This window comes from Arsenophonus apicola (genome assembly GCF_020268605.1).
Classification (GTDB): domain Bacteria; phylum Pseudomonadota; class Gammaproteobacteria; order Enterobacterales; family Enterobacteriaceae; genus Arsenophonus; species Arsenophonus apicola.
The window spans coordinates 2,596,673-2,616,988 of sequence record NZ_CP084222.1 but is presented as its reverse complement, the minus strand read 5'-3'; the positions used below and the strand labels follow the sequence as shown (position 1 = coordinate 2,616,988).

Below are 20,316 nucleotides of genomic sequence, written 5' to 3'. Positions count from 1 at the left end.
CAATATACTGGTTTATTCAATATGCTAGTTGTTTTATTTACACTTATTATGTCGTGGAAAATGCATTAATTTTGTGTTTAGCCATGCAATACTATCCTTATATTCATTAGGAAGTAAGGGTTGTATTGTATTTAGTGAGTTATTTATCGCTTGCCAGTTATTACTACACAAATTTAGATGACCTACTTTACGCCCAGGACGAACATCTTTTTCATACCAATGTAGATGAACTAAAGGTAATGACAACCATGCAGGATTTAATACTGTACCTATCAAATTAATCATAACTGACGTAGTTTCTATGTTAGGAGTAGGTATTGGCAGATTTGAAATGGCTCGCAGGTGGAGTTCAAATTGACTAATAGACGCGCCATTTTGCGTCCAATGACCACTATTATGAACTCGTGGCGCTAATTCGTTAATGAGTAGTTTATCATTTAAAATAAAACATTCCATTGCCATCACACCCACATAATTTAATCTTGTCATAATGGTCGACAGCATCAATTCTGCTTCAGTTTGCAATTTTTTATCGGGCTGAGGCAAAGCAATACTGGCTCGTAGCATGCCCTCTTGATGCAGATTGTATGTTAGCGGGTAAAAGACACATTGGCCATGTATATTACGTGCAGCAACAAGTGAAACTTCGCCTGAAAAGGGAATAGCTTTTTCAACAATCGCCTGGCCATAAATTTCAGCGGGCAGTAGTGATAGATTGTCAGGTGTGATACGCCATTGCCCACGGCCGTCATAACCACCAGTACGACATTTAACAATAACAAAATCGCCTAGCTTAGCAAATAATTGTGGCCATTGTGTTTGATTGCTAAGAAGCTGCCAGGGAGCTGTCGTTAACGATAAAGAATCTAATAGTTTTTTTTGTGGCAATCGATCGGCCAGTTGCGGGAAGATATCGCGATTAATAAAGCTAGGCTGGCGAGCTAATTCACATGTAAGCGGCGTTTCTGGCCAGCGTTCAATTTCGGCTGTTATGATGCTGTCTTGATAAGGAATAGTCTCTAATTTATCATCGATACCGATAGGAAAGACGCTAATACCTAACGGCTCTCCCGCTTGACGCAACATGCGGCCTAACTGGCCATTACCAAGGACGCAAATCGGTTTCATTCCCCCTCCCGTGGATCGGGATGGCTTAAGACATCATTAGTTTGTTTTAAACGCCAGATTGATAAACGCTCATAAAGCTCGCTATCTGTGCCAGCTAGGAATTGAGCTGCCAATAATGCCGCATTCGCTGCCCCCGCTTTACCTATTGCAAAAGTAGCCACCGGAATTCCCTTTGGCATTTGCACAATGGAATAAAGGCTATCAATACCATTTAGCGTCGCTGTTACCACCGGGACGCCAAAAACAGGAACCAACGTTTTGGCTGCTAACATACCGGGTAAATGTGCGGCCCCGCCAGCACCAGCAATGATAACCTGAAATCCTTTTTCTTTTGCTTCTGCAGCGAATGTGAAGAGTTTATCAGGTGTGCGATGAGCAGAAACAATTTCTACGTGATGAGGTAGTGTGAGTTCACAGAGTATATCGGCAGCATATTTCATCGTGCTCCAGTCGCTTTTGGAACCCATTACGATGGCAATTTTGGGATTAGAATGTGACGATTTTTGTGCATCAAATTGAGCGCTCATTAATTTGTTGCTCCTGCTTTAAGTCATTTATTGATGGCAAATTAAGTGAGATCATATCATGGCTAATAAATAAGGAAAACGTTTGCCTAGTTTTTTCATCGCAGGATTAAGCTGAGATGGGAAATGTTAATAAAAAGGGAAATGAAGCAACTCGATGGTTTTAGGCGTTATTTTGATTACCGAGCCATTTTGATCCCAGGCACCCAACACTGCTCGGTGTAATATTTTACCATTAACATTAATTTCATGGATCGCAGGTCGATGCGTATGACCGTGGATCATCCAATCGACTTGATATTTACGAAATTTTTCAATTACCGCTTGTTCATTGACATCTGTAATATATTCTGGCTTAAGTCGAGTGGCAGATTGGCTATTCTTACGCATTCTTTCAGCGATACGGTGGCGGGTAGATAAGGGAAGCGCTAGAAATAGCCGTTGCAACCAGCGATTATGTACTCGTTTTCTATAACGCTGATAGGAAATATCATCAGTACAAAGTGTATCACCGTGTAAAATGAGGATATTATGGCCATGTAGCGTTAACACTTTCTCTGCTGGTAGTAAGGTCATGCCACTTTCTTTGGCGAACTTTTTCCCCAGTAAAAAATCACGATTACCATGAATAAAGTAGCAAGGGACGCCTTTACTTTGCAATTCCTTGAGTTCGTGCGCTATTGCTTCGTGTAGTAGACTGGGATCATCATCACCAATCCAATAATCAAAAAAATCACCTAAAATATATAAAGCTTTAGCTTGACTCGCTTGTTCGCGTAAGAAATTCAGAAAACCGGCAGTAATAGCCGGTTCTTTTTCACTTAAATGCAAGTCAGCAATAAATAAGATTGCCATAGTTTAATTATTCGTTAACTGTTACGCGTTCAATAATAACATCTTCAATGGGTACATCTTGATGTAAGCCACTACGACCTGTTTTTACTTCTTTAATTTTATTAACAATATCCATTCCGTCAACTACCTCGCCAAAGACACAGTAACCCCAACCATCATGTTGTTCTGAACGGAAATTTAGAAAGTCGTTGTCGACAACATTAATAAAGAATTGTGCTGTTGCTGAATGCGGATCATTGGTTCTGGCCATCGCGAGCGTGCCACGTTTATTTTTTAATTCGTTATTCGCTTCATTTTTAATAGGATCCTTAGTCGTTTTTTGCTGCATTCCAGGTTCAAAACCGCCACCTTGGATCATAAATCCATTAATAACGCGATGAAAAATCGTATTATCGTAAAATCCATCACGACAATAGTCTAAAAAATTTTTTACCGTTATTGGCGATTTTTCATCAAAAGTTTTAATGACAATATCGCCAAAAATAGTGTGAAAAGTTACCATAATCACTATCCTGATAAATTGTTATATATAATGTAAAAATCAAAAAGTAAAGTAATCACAATTTAAAGTAGATCAACTATTTTATACCATATTAGGCTGATTACGTCAGTATTTGTGGAATATTGAATAATTTCCTTGCGCCCCATAGTTGCTTAACTCAGAATATAGGGCGCCAATAGCCGTGTTTATTGGTAGCAATGGCATCTTGTATCGCCTTGTAATCAAAGTAAACCATTTACTGCATGTAGCGCTGATGATGGAAAAAGTCCCAATGTTGAAAATTTATAATACACTAAGTCGTCAAAAAGAAGAGTTTAGACCGATTACGCCAGGCAAAATTGGTATGTATGTGTGTGGTGTTACTATTTATGATTTATGTCATATCGGCCATGGCAGAACCTTTGTTGCTTTTGATGTGATTAGCCGTTATTTACGTTATCTAGGTTATGATTTGACCTATGTACGTAATATCACTGATGTGGATGATAAGATTATCAAACGGGCCGCAGAAAATAATGAGACATGTGACGCTTTAACATCACGCATGTTGGTTGAAATGTATAAAGATTTTGATGCCTTAAATATTTTGCGGCCCGATTTTGAACCAAGTGCAACGCACCATATTAAAGAAATTATTGCTTTGACCGAGCGACTACTTAAACGCGGCCATGCTTATATTGCTGATAACGGTGATGTCATGTTCGCTATTAATAGCGATCCAGATTACGGCCTGTTATCCCGCCAAGATCTTGAGCAATTACAAGCAGGAGCGCGTGTTGAAGTCGCTGATGCCAAGCGTAACCCATTGGATTTTGTATTATGGAAAATGTCCAAACCCAATGAGCCAAGTTGGTCTTCTCCCTGGGGTGATGGGCGACCAGGTTGGCATATTGAATGCTCTGCCATGAATGGTAAACAACTGGGTGAACATTTTGATATTCATGGCGGAGGGGCAGATTTGATGTTTCCTCATCATGAAAATGAAATAGCGCAATCAACCTGTGCTCATGATGGGCCATATGTAAACTATTGGATGCATACTGGAATGGTTATGGTTGATCGGGAGAAAATGTCAAAATCATTGAATAATTTCTTTACCATCCGTGATGTATTGGCGCATTATGATGCCGAAACGGTGCGTTATTTCTTATTATCAGGACACTATCGTAGTCAATTAAATTATACCGAAGAAAATTTAAAGCAAGCTCGCACATCACTTGAGCGTCTTTATACCGCTTTACGCGATACCGATTCTAATAATACAAAATCTGCTGATAATGAAATATTTAAGCAGCGTTTTATGGCAGCCATGAACGATGATTTTAATACGCCAGAGGCCTATTCTGTGCTATTTGATTTGGCAAGAGAAATTAACCGATTGAAAGTCGATGATATGGTAATGGCGAATGGATTAGCCGTACAATTACGTCAATTAGCAAATATATTAGGGTTGTTAACGCAAAATCCTGAACAATTCTTACAAAGTCGCGCACAAGTTTCTCACAGTGCTGAAATAGAAAAAATTGAGGCATTAATTAAGCAACGTAATGATGCTCGCAAAAACAAACTCTGGGCACAAGCTGATTCAGCGCGCGATGAACTGACGAGAATGGGCATTATATTAGAAGATAGCGCGCAAGGAACTGTATGGCGTCGTAAGTAACTAGCGCATTTGTATTTATTATTCAATAGATAATCATACTATTATTAATTTAAACTGTAATTAACAATTGATGGATAATAATGTTGCTATTTTTTGATGCTTAACATGATAAAAATAATGGTTCTAATATCTGCTTTTTACATTGTTAATAATTAGAGCAATAAGTTTTTATCTGTTTTATCGTGAAATTAAAACCACCATCGAAATAGGTGGTTAAGTATATTAATGAGATTTAATTACTTTAAAGCAATGTAGCAATATTTATTACTTTCTTGATATTTTATAATAAAAAACAGAGCTAAATATTGCTTAATATAGGTACATTTGATCTACCTTACCACCACATTTTTTAGGGGTGGAATAAAGCCATAATCAAACTGTTTGACGACAAAAGTTCTATTTCCGACAATTTTAATTTGAACAGTCGGCGCTTCGGTACCACCTACACGAAATTTGTCACCACGACCAGGAACATTATCAATAAATGAAGTGACAAGACCATTAGGCATAACATAATGTGAGTAAGTTTGAAATGGTTGGGAAGATGGGTTACCTAACACTAAACCAGAGCCGTTAAGGGGTATGTAGGGGCCAAATAATGAATCGCTAACAAAACCATAAACACCATCCGGGCCTTTCAAACCATCGGCATAGGTGTATTGATGACTAATTGTAAAAAGATAATATTTTCCATCTTTAAACACAAAATGTGGGCGCTCAGTTTGATCATTCACACCCACAGCAGTAATTAACGGAGGAAGTATTTCCCAATTATTTCCCGCGCTGTCTTTTGCAGCCGCAAACCCAATGCAACCAACCTGATACTTAGCACCACCCACATCCTGAAAACCTGGTGGCACATCGCCCATATCATCGCTAGAAATAATGTGAGAGCCTCTGTCGCCAGCAACATTACCTTCAAAGACCATATATAGATTGCCATCATTGGGATCGATAAAAGGACAGGGGTCGCGGAAATTCCAATACTCATTTTGTTCTTCTGTCTGGTAATAAACACCATCGGCAGAGAAAAGCGAAATAACCTTGTCAAAGCCACTTAGTTTTACACTATTTTTGTCAGTTTGCACTTTACCACTCACTTTCGCAATAGTGGCGCCAGGGGTGACACAAGTATAATAAAGATCAATATCCCCGTTTTCGTCTAGTAAAATAGGAGTACCAGCCCATTCACGCTCTGTTGGTGAAACACCATCGTTCATTACTCGTCCACCGTATTGCCAACTCTTGCTATCTTTGGCATACCAAAAGCACATGCGAGCTCGACCATGTCGATCATTCCAGTCTTTTACAATATCGTAATTACCATTTTTGTCTTTAAATCGGTCGGGTTGTTTGACTGCCGTAAGAGAAAAATAATCGACCAACCATTAACTGAAACAACATTGCCGTCAAGATCTCGTAATGGCATGGTATCCCAGATAAACAACTTTTCACTCATAACGGGAAAGTCAATACTAACCTTGGGTTGCGTTGTAGTGGGATCATCGAAATGAACCTTAAGTGCCTCAGCTCGAGTCCAACAACTAGTAATAACCCTGTCTCTTAATATGTCCATAATTTAAGTTAATCTCCTTTCTTTATAGGAGTCTTTAATTTAACAATAAAGAAATAAATATTTAACGTTAAAAAAATCTGTCGTCAACCACACAACAAGAAGGGATAAAAACGCCCGTTTATTGCTTAAAGGAAGAAAAGTGAGTAGTGATGTAGGTAGTGGTAAATATTTTGAAATATCAAATAATCAACAAAAAATAACAAAAAATAGATGGTTCTTGTTAACTAACCTTGGTATAACGAACTGATGTTCCATTTTTCAATGGATATTGGTTTGAATAATGTTAATACTGAAGTAAAAGGTAGGGAGTTATAAAGAAAACAGATCATTTTACCTCTATATAAATTATTCAATCTTAAGTTTTAGGAGGTGTATATGATGCGTTGCCCAGTTCGTAAAAATAACGCTCATACTAGAACGAGCCGTTACTTAACTAACAAAACGAAGGAATCTTATTATCAATGTCAAAACATAAGATGTTCTTGTACCTTTAAAACATTAGAAAGTTTAGCCAGAATAATTTCTGCTCCAGAGACAGAAGAGAATATTACTATTGTTACCTAATAAGAATAAAATTATAAAATATTCATTTATTAGCTTAATAAAGCAGCAAGTTATCATTTAAAAACGAGTGAAAATTGAGCAAAAATTTAGCCCCGTTACTAGGGGCATTGTTAGATGTTTTTTATAATTGATGATTACTCTTTAACTATGACGCAGTTATTAGCTAAAGTGACAATATTATTTTTGCTAATTTTACAGCGTTTGCGGGTTTCAACTTCACCATCAACTTTTACCTCACCTTGGGCGATAAGCGCTTTGGCTGCGGCTCCACTTTCGACCCAACCTTGCAATTTTAATAAATCACATAATTTAATATAGGGGTGGCCCTCAAGATGAAAAATTTCCATTTTATTGCCTATTAGTTAGTATTCTGAATATCATGATATTCCTCACAAGCTTGTAAGGTATTTTGCATTAGTGTAGCCACTGTCATTGGCCCAACACCACCAGGCACAGGGGTGATCCAACTAGCACGTTGTTGTGCTTCTTGATAACAAACATCGCCAGTGACTTTGCCATTTTCAAGCCGATTAATACCCACATCCATAACAATGGCGCCAGGTTTTATCCATTCACCTGGAATAAAATTTGCTTTACCAATAGCCACGACTAGCAAATCAGCCTGCTCTACATGATGACGTAAATTAGTGGTAAAACGGTGGGCAACGGTAGTTGTACAACCGGCCAGAAGCAATTCCAGACTCATAGGACGGCCTACAATATTTGAAGCACCAACAATAACCGCATTTAAACCAAGTAAAGTAATCTGATAGCGCTCAAGTAAGGTAATAATACCGCGAGGTGTACAAGGCCGTAATCTTGGGGCACGCTGACAAAGGCGGCCTATGTTATAAGGATGAAAACCGTCAACATCTTTATCTGGATGGATATGCTCTAATATCTTGATATAGTCAATAGTCTTAGGTAGCGGTAATTGAACCAGGATCCCATCAATTGCCTTATCGTTATTAAGTTGATCAATTAATTGTAATAGTTCAGACTCGGTGGTTTTTTCCGCTAAATCATATGAGCGCGAGACAAAACCAACTGCTTCACAGGTACGACGTTTACTGTTGACGTAGATCTGTGAAGCCGGATCATTACCGACTAAAATGACTGCAAGCCCGGGAGCTCGCTTGCCTAGTGAAAGTCTCAATTTAACTTTTTCGGCAACTTCCTGTCTGATTGTTTCGGAAATCATTTTTCCATCAATAATTTTTGCTGACATTTATTTAGTTAATCCATAAAAACATTGCGATATTGCTATTTTGTCAGAAGAAAGCGATGCTGTCAGTTTTATTAGTAGCCAGAAAATGAGCAGATAGATCATTTGTCACTGAAAAGACGTTGACTCAGTGCTCAGCAACCGTATAATCCAACGACATTATTTTATTATTGGATCAGCATCTTTATATGCGCCCTTAGCTCAGCTGGATAGAGCAACGGCCTTCTAAGCCGTAGGTCACAGGTTCGAATCCTGTAGGGCGTGCCAGTTATTTCAAGGGGTTACATCAGATCTAACTTTTCAGCTTTTTTAAGTGGGACAAATTTGGGACACGATTTTTGAATTTATTGAAAGCATTGTCGATTTGTTTTGCATGTTCAGTGAGATGGTTAGGTGCTAGGTGAGCGTACCTGCGTAGCATTTCAATAGATTCCCAACTTCCCATCTCTTGTAATACGGAAAGCGGGACACCTGACTGAATTAACCAGCTAGCCCAAGTGTGTCTCAGATCGTGAAAGCGGAAATTTTCAATACCGGCTCGGTTTAGTGCGGCTCTCCAGGCAGTATTAGAATCAATACACATCTTTCTGATAGTTTTTTTTCGCGCCATCAGCTCGTTTAACTGCTTCTGTATGAACAAATACCCTTTTTTGATGATTACCTAATTGTCGCTTTAAAATACAGCAAGCAGTATCGTTTAGTGCGACGCCTATCGCTTTTCCCGCTTTACTCTCTTCAGGCTCTATCCAGGCAACTTTTCTTTGCATGTCAATTTGTGACCATTTGAGAACAGAATATGCGATTGCTCAAGCCAGATGTGTTATGGCAGAGGTATAAAAATAGAAGAAAATTGGCAGAAAAATAATTTGCATTTTGCAAAATTTAACATAATGGATGAGATTTTAGGTTAAATTGCTATGTGCCAGAATGGTAATATATAGTTTGCTACTTAAAAGAAAAGTGTGAAGCATTGCTTGAAAAGATCTTAATAGAGTTAAAAAGCAAGTTAATCAGCTTATCAAAATAGAAACAACAGAGCTAATTTAGGCGGCGATCTATTGATTTGTTGATAACTTTGATGTAGGTAATTTTTCTCGTTCAACACGACTGAAAAAACTTAATCCCGGTTGTTTAAATAGTGTCTGTGTCAAATGAAACGTTGAGTATATGCTGATGGTTAAAAGTGGCAGGGTTTAATGACTCGTCGAGATATTAAATCAATTGTGTGCAGGCAGCATATAAAATTAAATACCTGACTATGGCTAATTGTTTATTAGTCTCAGTGTTAGTGGCTATTTTATATAACCATTATGTCCAACGTAAATATCAATATAACCAGCTGGTGGATGAATTAGACAAGCAGACCGAATTTAAAAACAGCTATTTAAAAGAAATCAAATTACTACATCAATTGGATACTAAACGGAGACAGGAACTTAATCATGCGAAAGCTGAAATTACCAAGCTTGCTGACGATTTAGACAATGGTACTAAGCAGTTGTCGGTCAAAGTGTTATGTGCAAAGTCCGACAATATTATCGCCACCGCCCCAGCCTGGATGATGCAAGACTCACCCAATTGGCGGCCTGACGCTTGGCGAAATTATTTCCGTCTTAGACGTCAGCTCAAAACTTTAGAAACCCAGTATTTTGGTTAAGGGAAAGGCTGGGCGAGATTTATAAGCAAAAAATTAATCTGAAAAATGCATACTATTGTCTTTTATCGGTAGAGGTTTTTTTTACAAGGTCTGAACCACATACCTCAAATTATCTTCCTGCGTGGGATATGTTACGACAAATTTTTTGCAATTCACAGTTTTCTTTTAGCCATTGTTTTTCAGCATTATACTCTTCAGCAGTCCTCCCAACCAAATCATTTACTAAAGTGCATTCAAATTGCGCGATAGAAATTGAGCTAAATCCTAAAAGCGACGTAATAGTCAATACTTTGCATAATGATTTCATAATTGTTTCTCCGGAAGTAAATAATAATCATTTCTAGTATTTATACTTATTGATGACAATTCAATAACATTTATGTAAATACAACAAAATATCTCAAATGGAATTTTTTTAATTTTTTATATAAGTTTTTACACTAATTAGACTTAATCGGTATCAATAAATATCAATGTGGATGATGTAAGACTACTCGATAGGCGCCTGACGCTGAGCGAAATTATCTCCGTCTCAGACGTCAGCTTTAAACTTTAGAGGCGCAGTATTTGGCCTTAAGAGCTTGTTTATATGAGTTGTATTTTAATAGTTAATAATAAGTATAGAGTTAACTATAAATATTAATTATTCAAGTTTAATCATTCACTTTTAAGGGAGTCTCAAGACTGGGACAGGATATATATTGACCTCCATTCCATTTGCAGTTTAAAAATACATTGCCTTCGCTTGGTATAAATATATATTTAGGTTAAACTGTTCCATTGGCAATGGATTGAAAGCTGCATCCAAATAGAAAGGTGATAGCAAGAGTTTTGAATAATGGTTTCATTATTTATCCTTCAAATATAAAAAATGTAAACAATAAAAGCAGTAACAATATTAAAAATTATTATTAAAAATGAAATGAAATTTTTGTAAATGCAACAAAATATCAAAAAATAGATTTTTTTTAATTTTTTATATAAGTATTCAAACTAATTGGACTTAATCGATATTAATAGATATTAATGTGGGTGATGTAAGACCACCTAATTGGCGGCTGACGCTGAGTGAAATAATCGCCGTCTCAGACGTCAGCTTGAAACCTTAGAGCCGCAGTTTTTGCGTTTCGAAAAAGGGTAAAAAGAAATTTATAGATCGATAAACGAATTTGAAAAAGTAAATTTATCCATACGTATTGAATGTATTTATTTCATTTGAAGTTTGGGATGTAGATTTGTTTGATGGTGGCAGACAGTTTTCTTTGTACCATTGTGCATCAGCTTTCATTTCTTCAGCATTTCTTACTTGTAAAGTATGTACATCACATTGCCAGGGTCTATTGGTATCAGCAATAGAAAATGAGCTAAACCCAAAAAACGATATAACAATAGCTGTTTTAAGTAATGATTTCATAATTTATTCTCCAAAGATATATAAGAATGATTAATAATAGACAATAAATTTAACATTTCAATAACATAATAATAAATTATAATTTTTATTTTTAAATCAATATATTAGTGCCGTCATGCAGGGCACAAGAGCCATCCAATAGGTGTTGGTGAGGACATTTCTTCATCGATAGCAGTAAAGCTTTGAGTCAAATCATCAGGTATTACCGGAAATCAGATCAACACAATATAACAAGGTAAATTGATGGCTAACTGCCTTGAGGTCGCTAAGAAGTGGGCGGTATGGTATCTGGTAAAAAATAAATCAATTATCATCTTGCAAAATAATGTCATAGAGTTGGCCTTTAGTGTCAAATGTATAGCAGTGGCGTTTACCATCTTCCTTTTGGATAACGATATTCTGACAAACATATATAGGGGTAGATGAAGCCATAGCATGGCAAATACTGACAAAGCCAACATTCAGAAAAAATATAATAAATATTTTGAGTAATTTATTCATAGTTTATTTTTCATGTGTAAGTGAAAAGTACTACTTATAACATCTTTTATTTTTAACATTTAAGTAACGTTTGTGTAAATAAAAAATTTCCCCCAAAGCTTAATTAATAGAATTTTATATAAATAGGTAGCAAAAAATATCGCTAATTTATTAATACAATTAGCAGATAAAGTAAAACTGAGGATAGATCTCATGCTACACCCACGCCCCATGCTATAAAAAGCGGCTAGGCTAAGACAGACAACCACCGAACGCAGTAGCTATTTTGAAGTAAATCGAAATTAAGGATGGAAAAGCTATCACTATGGCAGGCACGCCGGGAAAATCGAGTCGTCGCCCAAAACTGATAGTCAAAAAAAGCTGGCAGGCAATCCAGGTAAACCTGGGCTAAAAAATGATGAACCGGTTTTCAGTCGGCTAAAAGCAGTAGATTTTTCTGATTGGTTTATTGAAAACAAGATGGCACTGGCATGATTGATGCAACAGGTAAGCCAATAAAAACCAATTTTGGTTGAACACCACATAGAATATAGATAGGGTAATACTGTATAAATAAAACAGTTTATTTAATTAAAATTAATTTGTTTTAAATTATAAAGAATACAAGTTTAACATCAGAGAATTAGTAGGTATTTAATCATGAGTTTATCTATTGGAAATAGTTTTTTTATAAGACAAAAGATCAATATTGAAGATATTAAAAAAATACAGAAAAGTAATTCACCTATTCAATTAACCTTATGGGAAAAAATAAAAGATTTCTTTTTTTCTACTGGCAAAGAAAAAGCATATTCTTGTATAGCAAAATTAAATAACGCTCTAACAGAATTAAATTCTAAAGAAGCAAAAAAACATTTTTTGACATTAAAAGATCTAGCATCTGAAGAACATAAAAACCGTTTCATTGAATACTGTTACCATGATAATTATGGCGAAAAAATCAAAGTTTTTGAGTTAAAAGATAATAACTGGGAAACTATAATAAAATTTCAATATTCAAATGATGAAAATTTTTTTTCATATCGTGTTTTAGATGTAAAAATAACTAACCTATAAATTCCCCTAACAGTTACTAGCTAAAAGTAATATGAACTGAGCCTGTCGCTATATGAAATTGATTATAGCGACAGCGTTTTTTCTTAGTCGATTTTAATAATAAAAAATACGCTTTAGTTAAAGAATGCATAGAGTGGTTTTGGCGTAGTCAATTTAAGCATTAAAAACTAAGATAAGACATAGCAAAAAGATTTAATAAAGATTAAATAACTAATTTTATCGAAGCTGACTAATAACTTTTTACCAGGGTTAGTATATTATGGTGGGAAAAACTAGAAACAAATAGTCGCCAGTATGATGTACTATATATTGATTTATGCAAGCACCTATTAACATGTGAGTGAGAAAAGATGCCATATTTCTATCAATTATAAGATAAATCAGCTCATTTCTCAGCTGTAGAGCACAGCTTCCAATCCTGTCTGGCATGCCAGTTAATTCATGGATCATATTAAAAAATAAATAAATTGTTTATTAACGCCGCAAGTCAAGTGACTGGCTGAGTTTTTCACTTTTCACCTATTCATGCTATATGTTTTGTCGCCAACCAAAAAATGTTTCATCCGGTTGCTTGTCTTCGGTGCGCATGAAAAGGTCAGCGATATAACGTCGCTGCGGATGAGACAAGACTCAATCGATTGGCGCCTGTTGTTGAACGAAATTATTTTCGTCTCAGAACTCAGTTCTGAATTTTAAAGGTACGGTTGTTAGGGGGGAGGTATATCAGCAAAAAAATAATTATCTATTTGTTTTAAAGAGATTGGTAAATAGAGTGGTATTGGTTAAGAAGTAATTTTAAGGTTACCTCTTCTATTATGAAGAAGTAACCTTAATATATGCTTTATAAAAAACAGCAATAATTTTACCTTCTTGGCGCTACAGATATAAGTTGATCATTTTCGTCTACAGAATAGTCGGTTATTAGGGGTTCTGATTTGATTCCGCTTGGAAAGTCTACTTTTCCGAAATCAGTTTTATCATCAGATGAATTTCCATCCTGAGCGAACGAATAAGAACTTAACCCTAGAATAAATGCCGTAGTAAATATTTTAAATAGTTTATTCATAATTTATCCCTTAACTGTTAATGAAAATCATTATCAATATTAATCTTAATAATTAACAATTCAATAGCATTAATGTAAATGCGATAAAATATTATAAATAAAATATTTTTGATTTTTTATATAATTCATCAGACCGTTAAAGTTAAAAATTATCGACTAGATATTAAGCCAAAGTTCTCTTAAAAATATTTAGCAGTCTGATTTTTTGTAATTGAGAAAAAGGGTGAGAGAGGTTTATAAAAAATAATTACCTAAACGTAGTAAGAAACTAAATAGATTTATATTTGGTAAAATAGCTGCGGTTTATTATTTACCTCTTCCTAATGTGAAGAGGTATGTTTATTTAGCTGTTGTGCTAAGAACGAAAGACGAAAACTTGTTTCGTAATTTCTATTGGTCGATACAAAGTGTGTAGGATTATCGTTACTGGTGTAACATCATTTCGTAGCTATGCAAATTGGCTCATGGTCAATATGCTTCAGGTAAATAAGCTTTAATTAAATTGGTTTCAGGAAAATGTGCTTCAGGTAAATGTGCTTCAATCAAACCTTCATAACTCATATCTCGGTATAGTCTCATCATTATTATCTGCTAAAGAAAGAAAGCTAAGTACTAAAAGTGAGATGATAGTTAATGCCTTGAATATCAATTTCATCATTTATCCTTTCATTATTAAATAAAAAATATTTAAAATTAATTACAAAATACTTTTTGCCAGTTTGCTACGGTTGAAAATGAAAATCACTCATTATCAGGTAAACCATAGATGATGGAGTTTATAGGAGCACATTTACTAGGGGCGTCAAAACGTATAAAACATTTATTGGTTGGTTTTTTATTTGTATCAGTCGTTATATTGTTATTTTCTGCTGATGATAAATAACTAAATGATAGAAAAACCATAATAGTAACAATTTTACATAATGATTTCATATTTTATTTTCCAAATATAAATAACAATTACTAACAATAGCCGATTTATGTAGTAACTCAATAGCATTAGTGTAAAGGCAATAAAATTGTGTCGAGATGTAAGTATTGTATTTTTTATATAAGTTTTCACTCAGTTAAGGTTAAAACTTATCGGCTGAATATTAAACAAAATTTTTCTTAATGCTAAATATAAAATAAATGATAAGTCTTTTATCACCTCATATCCGCACTAACTGAGGTAAACACGCTTGCACTAAGACAACTGCCGAATGCAGTGGTGATTGTGAGGCAAACTAAAGCGGGCAGGAAAACCCATTCATAAGCTAAAAGTCATCATCAACGCGGTTATCACATACGGTGGGAGAAGTTACCCGCATTAATGTAGTGATTGAAAAGAAAATGATTAGCAATGACTGTAAAATAAAAGCAAGAGTTTAACCCAACCTATTGGTGGAGACCGCAGGCTGTGACACCTAATTTTTGAGGGATACTAATGATTGAGGTATTATTAAGTTTTATTGCTGTTGTTAATCTAACACTTTAGTATAAAAGTTGGTTGAATTGATATAGTAAAAACGCTGAGAAATCAATTTTATTATTGCTTATCTTCAGCGAGATTGATAGTGGTTTTTTTCGATTTTTGGCAGGTTAGTATGTATGTTTGATAATATACTTAAGTGCCCAATCATACATCATTTCTGAAACACTATTTATTGAGTTTTTGATGTTTTTGCTTCCATTGTGGTATGTTTCGTGTCCATTAGAAAAATCTATTGGATAAAATGTATTTGTTTCTTTATCATAAAGAATATTTTTAAAGTTTAAATCAACATGCATAATGCCTGCATCCCCTAAATCGCAAATCATATGCTGAAAGCGCTCCTGCGCACTAGGTGGAAATATTTTATCATCAATGTTACTAATTGGTACTCCAGGTACTTTATACATTCTAATATAAAATATACCATCATTTTCTATGAAAGCCGCTGCTCTTTCTCCATAATATTTATTAAAACAGTCTACCTGTTCTCTCATTTTGGATTTTATATAGCTATCATTAATATAGGGTTTTTTTATATAAAAATGTTTATTATTGGCATCTTGATATACTTTTCCCTCTGTACCACTTCCAATTAACTTGCCTAGTTTAATATTTTTATTTTCTATATCATTTTTTTCCAATAATGCAACAGACATACTGAATTTATTATGATGGAAAATATTTAATACTTTATTGAACATATATTCACCGATAATATTGTTATCTGGTCTTTAATAGAAACTAATCATAACAGATGTTTTTTATGAAAAAAATTGTTTAATTTATTAATTAATATTGCTTAAATTGATATATGATTATGATTCATATGTAAATTATTGGTGATTTTTGCCCCTGCCTAATTAAATTTAATAGCGGCGATTAATTGTAGGGATATGATGCCTAATTTTTGAGAGGTTACTCTGTATTCGTTAGGGTTTATTATTGAATTCATTCAATCAATGTCTAAATTTATAGTATTTTTATTAGTTTTAAATTTTGCTGTTATATTTTTTAGTGCTAAAAAAATTATGTTGGTTATCTAGTTGATTGAAAAATAAGTTAGCGAAATCGTTGGTTATAAAAATATCATTAGCCACAGCAGCATGCAGTTGTGGCTATCCGAATAAGAGAAAATCGTCAGAGTTGTTTAATTGTGGATGCTTCTTCTTGTTGGGGGAGTTTGTAAGTAAAAAACATGACTAGCAGCAACCAGCATAAGCCGCAAAATAAATTTAGCAGATTAAAAGCACTTTCATCTCTCCATAGATAAACTATTTTGGCAAGCTCTATGCCTAAAATAAATATTACCATGTTAATGATGCCCATAGCGGCAGAGACAGTGCCTTTGCTAACATCACTGGAAAATAAAGTGAGTCGGATTAGACAGGCGTTAGTCATACCAAGCCCGAAGGCATATATAGATAAACCTACTGTTATCCATAGGTAAGTGCCCGATGAGAAAAATGCTGAACTAGCCGCCACAATTAAACCAATGATTAACGGTTTACCACCAAATTTAATCAGTTGAACTAAAGTTTTTTTCCCAGTTAAATGGCTTAGTGTTAGGTTACCAATAATTAATCCACCAAAAACCGGTATTTGTAACAACGCATAGGTGAGCATTGACAGTTGTTCTCCACTTATAAGAATAACAGGGGAGAGCGCTATCCAGGCAAGGAGCGGTACGGCGGCAAATCCTATCGCAAGTGCGCCGCTGATAAAACGTCGGTTTTTTAACACTTGTTTATAATCACACCATAGATGGGGAAAAGATAATGTTTCCCCTTTTTGCTTTACTGTTTCCGGCATAAAGAAGAACAAACCGACAAAGGAGATCAACGCTAAAACCGCAAAAATAATAAATATGCCTTGCCAGGGAAGGATATTAATTAATGTAGCACCGGCCAATGGCCCCAATAAGGGCGCGATCAAAGCCACATTGGCCATTAGTGCAATAATTTTAACGCACACTGTTTCGTTAAATGCTTCTTGAATAGTTGCATAGCCAACCGAACCGATAAAGCATAGCCCGATACCTTGTAAGAATCGCATAGCAATAAACTGCTCGATGTTTGAAACCAGCAAAATGGTTAAGCAACTAATAGTAAAGAACAAGACGCCAATAAGCATAATGGGACGTCGACCACGTTTATCTGATAACGGGCCAAACAACCATTGTAAGAAGACGCCTCCAGCCAGATAAGCGGTCATGGAAGTGGGGATCCATTTTACCCCAGCATTGAAATTTGCTACCACTTCTAACATGGCGGGTTGGATCATATCATTAGCAATATACACGCTAAATTCAAATAAGGTTAAACTTAACGGAAAGAGTATACGTTCAGACTTTGACAAACTGGATGTGCGCATGAATTTATTCTTATTAAAATAGATAACCGTATTGCCCGATTTGAGCACTGATACGATAGTCAATAACGGATTGGAGTAATTTTATTTCAATTAGTATAGCAAAATCTAGGCCCTTTTATCGTCCAATAGATCAAGGTAAGCAAGAGATTTTGGTATTCTTAACACTATATCAGATATTTTGCAGCCGAAATTGTTTAGTAGTAGTGACCCATTTTAGAGCTTGGCAGTTATTTTCTATTAGGGTATGTGCTTTGTCATACCCTAAATCAATTATATAAAAGTGATGGGCACCAATTTTGTCAATAAAGTAGCAATAAACCATGAGCAAATCACTTGTGCTATTCGATGGCACTAGCTAACTGCCGCCATCTTCCCTGATACAGTTTTTGCCATAGATGAGTATGATGTGACTCTTCGTGCCTGGCAGGGTGAGGCCTTTCCATTGGTTTATCTCTGCCAATAATTTCATTATGTGAAGGATGTTCCAGTTAGACATGATACGTGGGGCTAGGAATATCAGTAAACTCAATATACTTTTGTTTATATTCTTCGAATTCAGGGATAAATGATTCTGCTATAGAGCCTAAATTAACAACGAGATCTGAGAAATTTTTTTTCATGAAAGCTTCGAGTTATTTTTACTGCCATCAATTCCTATCTCACTTTTTCCCTTTCCTTTGCTGCTATTTTAAAGGCATTAGACTTAGCCTTTTTATATTCAGCAGAACGCTTAATAGTTTTAGGAGCTCTCTTATTTTTTTCTTGTTCTTGTGACATAGCCTACCTCGATTTATCATCGTACGTTATTCAAGTTTTACTTGTAAATCTTTATTTTGATTCTATTGTTAACAAATCGATTGTTAAATAGCTATTTATTGTTATGTGAGAACCTTATTTGCGCATTATTACTTTAAGTATAACTATTATTCTTTTAGTTATATGTTAGGCTGTTTTTTATAGCAAAAAATTTTTTAAATGTAATTATTTTTCCCTTAGCTATAGTTTAGAACATATTTTAGCCAAAAAATTTCTCAAGATGTACCCGAGGTAAAGTGTTTTACTTTACCTAATATAACATTCCAGCGCGAGTGGCATATATCTGGCAATTTGTCGCAATATTCAGTTAAATTTCTTATCGCAACTAGAGTAGAGCCCTGTGATCCTAATGTCGGTTTGTCATTTTAAATTAAATTATTTATTGTTCACTTTTGGCTAACCACATATTACATTTTGATTAACATCAAAGTAGTTAAAGTAATGGTTATTAATTGAACATTAAACCTTATGTTGGTTATATTTAATATTTTTTTTCTGTATTATAATTAGCTAACTTATTGTCGAAGTTGTTGTTTTCCCTGGTGTTGGCCAGCTTGAATGCTGGCTTTTTTTGCTCTTAAGAAAAGTGACGCCTAAATAGACAGCGGTGTCGTTATCGGCTTATGAGCATAATATTTTAATGGTAATGAAAAAGATTAATTGCTGGTTGTTGATTTAAAGTGAGCTATGTCAATGAATTTAATGAGTTAGCAAAACAGCGTTAGTAAAATAGTGCTAATCTATTGATAAATATTATTAAAATAAATTTAAGGGAAAAGTGACGCTATTTAAACGATATTAACAAGCTGGATGTTTTTGAGACTTAGTTGTTAAATAAATTTTTTACTATAGCTCATTTCTCACAATAACTTATTCATTTGATAGCGATAAATGCCACCCGAAAGATGGCATTAAGAATAAGCTATATATGATTAATGATATTTTCTCTACTTGTTTTTTAGTCTGTCTATTTTATTTTACTAAGACTTTCGGCTAACATGCCAGGGTCAGCAATTTTTGTAATTAGTGCAAGATAATCAATTCCCCATTTTTCAGCATGTGCTGCACCATTAAACGCTTGTTCATAGATTAGCTGTTCGTCAGTAATACTATTCCATAGCTCTCCGGCAAACCAGGTACAGTTGTTAATTGGAGTATAAGCGCCATTAGCAGGATTTTTTACTGTCATCCCCATCAGCTTGGCCATTAGATAACTTTTTCTATTTAAACTGGGAATGATGGTTTGTTCTAGTTTATCAGGGCAATGCTCTGGATTTGTTAACCGGATGCAACGTTGAATATAAAATTTACGTTCAGGGCTATCATTAATTTCTTCTGAGTCTGCGTTCTTAACAAATCCATGATCACCATGATATGCGTAGCTGGTGTAATCTCCTTTTTGATCACTGTTAAAAATAATTATTCAAGCGTGGCCTAAATTTCCACTACTAAATATTGTCACTAATGCTTCCATTACCACTTTAGCGCGTTTTTCTTTTTCATGAATAGGGTATTGGTCTGCCGCTGCGTCTAAAATTTTTATCACTTCATCTAAATTTGTTCGCTCTGCTGTGCGATTTGTGCGTATACATAATTGAGGGTAGCCGACGGTAGGATCGCCAATGGGTGCATATTTGTCTGGTGTTACACTCATAATAGAAATATCTAAATTAAACATAATCAAACTTATCCTTTTTTATAATAAATATTTATTTAATAAATAATCTTATTAAGATAAATATATCTATTGCTATTTAATTTTTTATATATGCAAATATTTAATATAAATAATGATAGGCTATATATTTACTAGATATATTTAACAGAGAGAATGATATATGTATAATAAAAATAATTTAAAAAATTATATTATATATTTTATATTATATTTATTCTTTATTTACTTGTTTGAAAAATAGAATATT

General features: G+C 34.7%; 21 protein-coding genes, 1 tRNA gene and 1 pseudogene. 5 read left to right on the top strand and 18 right to left on the bottom strand.

Annotation, left to right across the window (positions count from 1 at the left end; translation table 11 throughout):
• Positions 1-33: 33 nt before the first annotated feature.
• The 4 genes from purK to ppiB form a co-directional block, all read right to left on the bottom strand.
• On the bottom strand, positions 34-1,128 hold the full coding sequence (purK, locus tag LDL57_RS12485) for a 5-(carboxyamino)imidazole ribonucleotide synthase (protein ID WP_180559691.1): 1,095 nt from the start codon (positions 1,126-1,128) through the stop codon (positions 34-36).
• The gene (gene purE, locus LDL57_RS12480) at positions 1,125-1,655 is read right to left on the bottom strand and encodes a 5-(carboxyamino)imidazole ribonucleotide mutase (RefSeq protein WP_180559692.1); all 531 of its coding nucleotides are present in this window, start codon (positions 1,653-1,655) and stop codon (positions 1,125-1,127) included. Before purE ends, purK begins: the two co-directional genes overlap by 4 nt.
• A gap of 126 nt (positions 1,656-1,781) precedes the next feature.
• Complete coding sequence (gene lpxH, locus LDL57_RS12475) at positions 1,782-2,507, bottom strand: UDP-2,3-diacylglucosamine diphosphatase (protein WP_225505855.1); 726 nt, start codon at positions 2,505-2,507, stop codon at positions 1,782-1,784.
• Between the two features lie 7 nt (positions 2,508-2,514).
• Positions 2,515-3,009: a peptidylprolyl isomerase B gene (ppiB, locus tag LDL57_RS12470; RefSeq protein ID WP_180559694.1), complete on the bottom strand. Its 495-nt coding sequence runs from the start codon at positions 3,007-3,009 to the stop codon at positions 2,515-2,517.
• Positions 3,010-3,280: 271 nt separating this feature from the next.
• Here ppiB and cysS point away from each other — a divergent pair, with 271 nt between their 5' ends.
• On the top strand, positions 3,281-4,672 hold the full coding sequence (gene cysS / locus LDL57_RS12465; RefSeq protein ID WP_180559695.1) for a cysteine--tRNA ligase: 1,392 nt from the start codon (positions 3,281-3,283) through the stop codon (positions 4,670-4,672).
• Between the two features lie 329 nt (positions 4,673-5,001).
• Here the strand turns inward: cysS and LDL57_RS12460 are convergent, their stop codons facing one another.
• Positions 5,002-6,057: a glycoside hydrolase family 68 protein gene (locus LDL57_RS12460; protein WP_304488593.1), complete on the bottom strand. Its 1,056-nt coding sequence runs from the start codon at positions 6,055-6,057 to the stop codon at positions 5,002-5,004.
• Positions 5,979-6,248 (bottom strand): glycoside hydrolase family 68 protein, encoded by a 270-nt coding sequence (locus LDL57_RS18370; RefSeq protein ID WP_304488594.1) that lies wholly within the window; start codon positions 6,246-6,248, stop codon positions 5,979-5,981. Before LDL57_RS18370 ends, LDL57_RS12460 begins: the two co-directional genes overlap by 79 nt.
• 375 nt (positions 6,249-6,623) lie before the next feature.
• Between LDL57_RS18370 and LDL57_RS12455 the strand changes: the two genes are divergently transcribed.
• Positions 6,624-6,812, top strand: coding sequence for an ogr/Delta-like zinc finger family protein (locus tag LDL57_RS12455; protein WP_225505853.1), 189 nt, complete (start codon positions 6,624-6,626; stop codon positions 6,810-6,812).
• Positions 6,813-6,946: 134 nt separating this feature from the next.
• On the opposite strand, the gene ybcJ is transcribed toward LDL57_RS12455, so the two are convergent.
• On the bottom strand, positions 6,947-7,159 hold the full coding sequence (gene ybcJ, locus LDL57_RS12450) for a ribosome-associated protein YbcJ (protein WP_180559697.1): 213 nt from the start codon (positions 7,157-7,159) through the stop codon (positions 6,947-6,949).
• 11 nt (positions 7,160-7,170) lie between these two features.
• Entirely contained in the window at positions 7,171-8,040 is an 870-nt protein-coding gene (gene folD, locus LDL57_RS12445) for a bifunctional methylenetetrahydrofolate dehydrogenase/methenyltetrahydrofolate cyclohydrolase FolD (RefSeq protein ID WP_180559698.1), read from the bottom strand.
• Positions 8,041-8,227: 187 nt separating this feature from the next.
• On the opposite strand from folD, the gene LDL57_RS12440 reads away from it, so the two are divergent.
• A tRNA-Arg gene (locus LDL57_RS12440) sits at positions 8,228-8,304 on the top strand.
• 25 nt (positions 8,305-8,329) lie between these two features.
• Here the strand turns inward: LDL57_RS12440 and LDL57_RS12435 are convergent.
• Positions 8,330-8,825 (bottom strand): annotated as a pseudogene (locus LDL57_RS12435) (site-specific integrase); the annotation flags it as partial.
• A gap of 470 nt (positions 8,826-9,295) precedes the next feature.
• Here LDL57_RS12435 and LDL57_RS12430 point away from each other — a divergent pair.
• Positions 9,296-9,694 carry a lysis system i-spanin subunit Rz gene (locus tag LDL57_RS12430; protein ID WP_180559699.1) on the top strand — a complete coding sequence of 133 codons (399 nt, stop codon included), beginning with the start codon at positions 9,296-9,298 and terminating at the stop codon, positions 9,692-9,694.
• Positions 9,695-9,803: 109 nt separating this feature from the next.
• Here the strand turns inward: LDL57_RS12430 and LDL57_RS12425 are convergent, their stop codons facing one another.
• The 3 genes from LDL57_RS12425 to LDL57_RS12415 all read right to left on the bottom strand — a co-directional run bounded on the left by LDL57_RS12425 (position 9,804) and on the right by LDL57_RS12415 (position 11,609).
• Positions 9,804-10,001, bottom strand: a complete 198-nt coding sequence (locus tag LDL57_RS12425) for a hypothetical protein (protein ID WP_180559700.1) — start codon at positions 9,999-10,001, stop codon at positions 9,804-9,806.
• Positions 10,002-10,877: 876 nt separating this feature from the next.
• Positions 10,878-11,108: a hypothetical protein gene (locus tag LDL57_RS12420; protein ID WP_180559701.1), complete on the bottom strand. Its 231-nt coding sequence runs from the start codon at positions 11,106-11,108 to the stop codon at positions 10,878-10,880.
• A gap of 303 nt (positions 11,109-11,411) precedes the next feature.
• Positions 11,412-11,609 (bottom strand): hypothetical protein, encoded by a 198-nt coding sequence (locus LDL57_RS12415; RefSeq protein ID WP_225505850.1) that lies wholly within the window; start codon positions 11,607-11,609, stop codon positions 11,412-11,414.
• A 639-nt stretch (positions 11,610-12,248) separates the two neighbouring features.
• On the opposite strand from LDL57_RS12415, the gene LDL57_RS12410 reads away from it, so the two are divergent.
• The gene (locus tag LDL57_RS12410) at positions 12,249-12,665 is read left to right on the top strand and encodes a hypothetical protein (protein ID WP_180559702.1); all 417 of its coding nucleotides are present in this window, start codon (positions 12,249-12,251) and stop codon (positions 12,663-12,665) included.
• Positions 12,666-15,312: 2,647 nt separating this feature from the next.
• Here the strand turns inward: LDL57_RS12410 and LDL57_RS12405 are convergent.
• The 6 genes from LDL57_RS12405 to LDL57_RS12390 all read right to left on the bottom strand — a co-directional run bounded on the left by LDL57_RS12405 (position 15,313) and on the right by LDL57_RS12390 (position 20,069).
• Positions 15,313-15,906, bottom strand: a complete 594-nt coding sequence (locus LDL57_RS12405) for an OspG family effector kinase (RefSeq protein WP_180559703.1) — start codon at positions 15,904-15,906, stop codon at positions 15,313-15,315.
• 436 nt (positions 15,907-16,342) lie between these two features.
• On the bottom strand, positions 16,343-17,575 hold the full coding sequence (locus LDL57_RS12400; RefSeq protein ID WP_225505849.1) for an MFS transporter: 1,233 nt from the start codon (positions 17,573-17,575) through the stop codon (positions 16,343-16,345).
• Positions 17,576-17,744: 169 nt separating this feature from the next.
• Positions 17,745-17,897: a hypothetical protein gene (locus LDL57_RS18365; RefSeq protein ID WP_510516318.1), complete on the bottom strand. Its 153-nt coding sequence runs from the start codon at positions 17,895-17,897 to the stop codon at positions 17,745-17,747.
• A gap of 332 nt (positions 17,898-18,229) precedes the next feature.
• Positions 18,230-18,352 (bottom strand): hypothetical protein, encoded by a 123-nt coding sequence (locus LDL57_RS17825; RefSeq protein ID WP_255498988.1) that lies wholly within the window; start codon positions 18,350-18,352, stop codon positions 18,230-18,232.
• A 1,006-nt stretch (positions 18,353-19,358) separates the two neighbouring features.
• A complete protein-coding gene (locus LDL57_RS12395; RefSeq protein ID WP_225505847.1) occupies positions 19,359-19,598 on the bottom strand; it encodes a hypothetical protein in 240 nt (79 codons plus the stop codon).
• Positions 19,599-19,814: 216 nt separating this feature from the next.
• Positions 19,815-20,069, bottom strand: coding sequence for a hypothetical protein (locus LDL57_RS12390; RefSeq protein ID WP_225505846.1), 255 nt, complete (start codon positions 20,067-20,069; stop codon positions 19,815-19,817).
• Between the last annotated feature and the right edge of the window lie 247 nt (positions 20,070-20,316).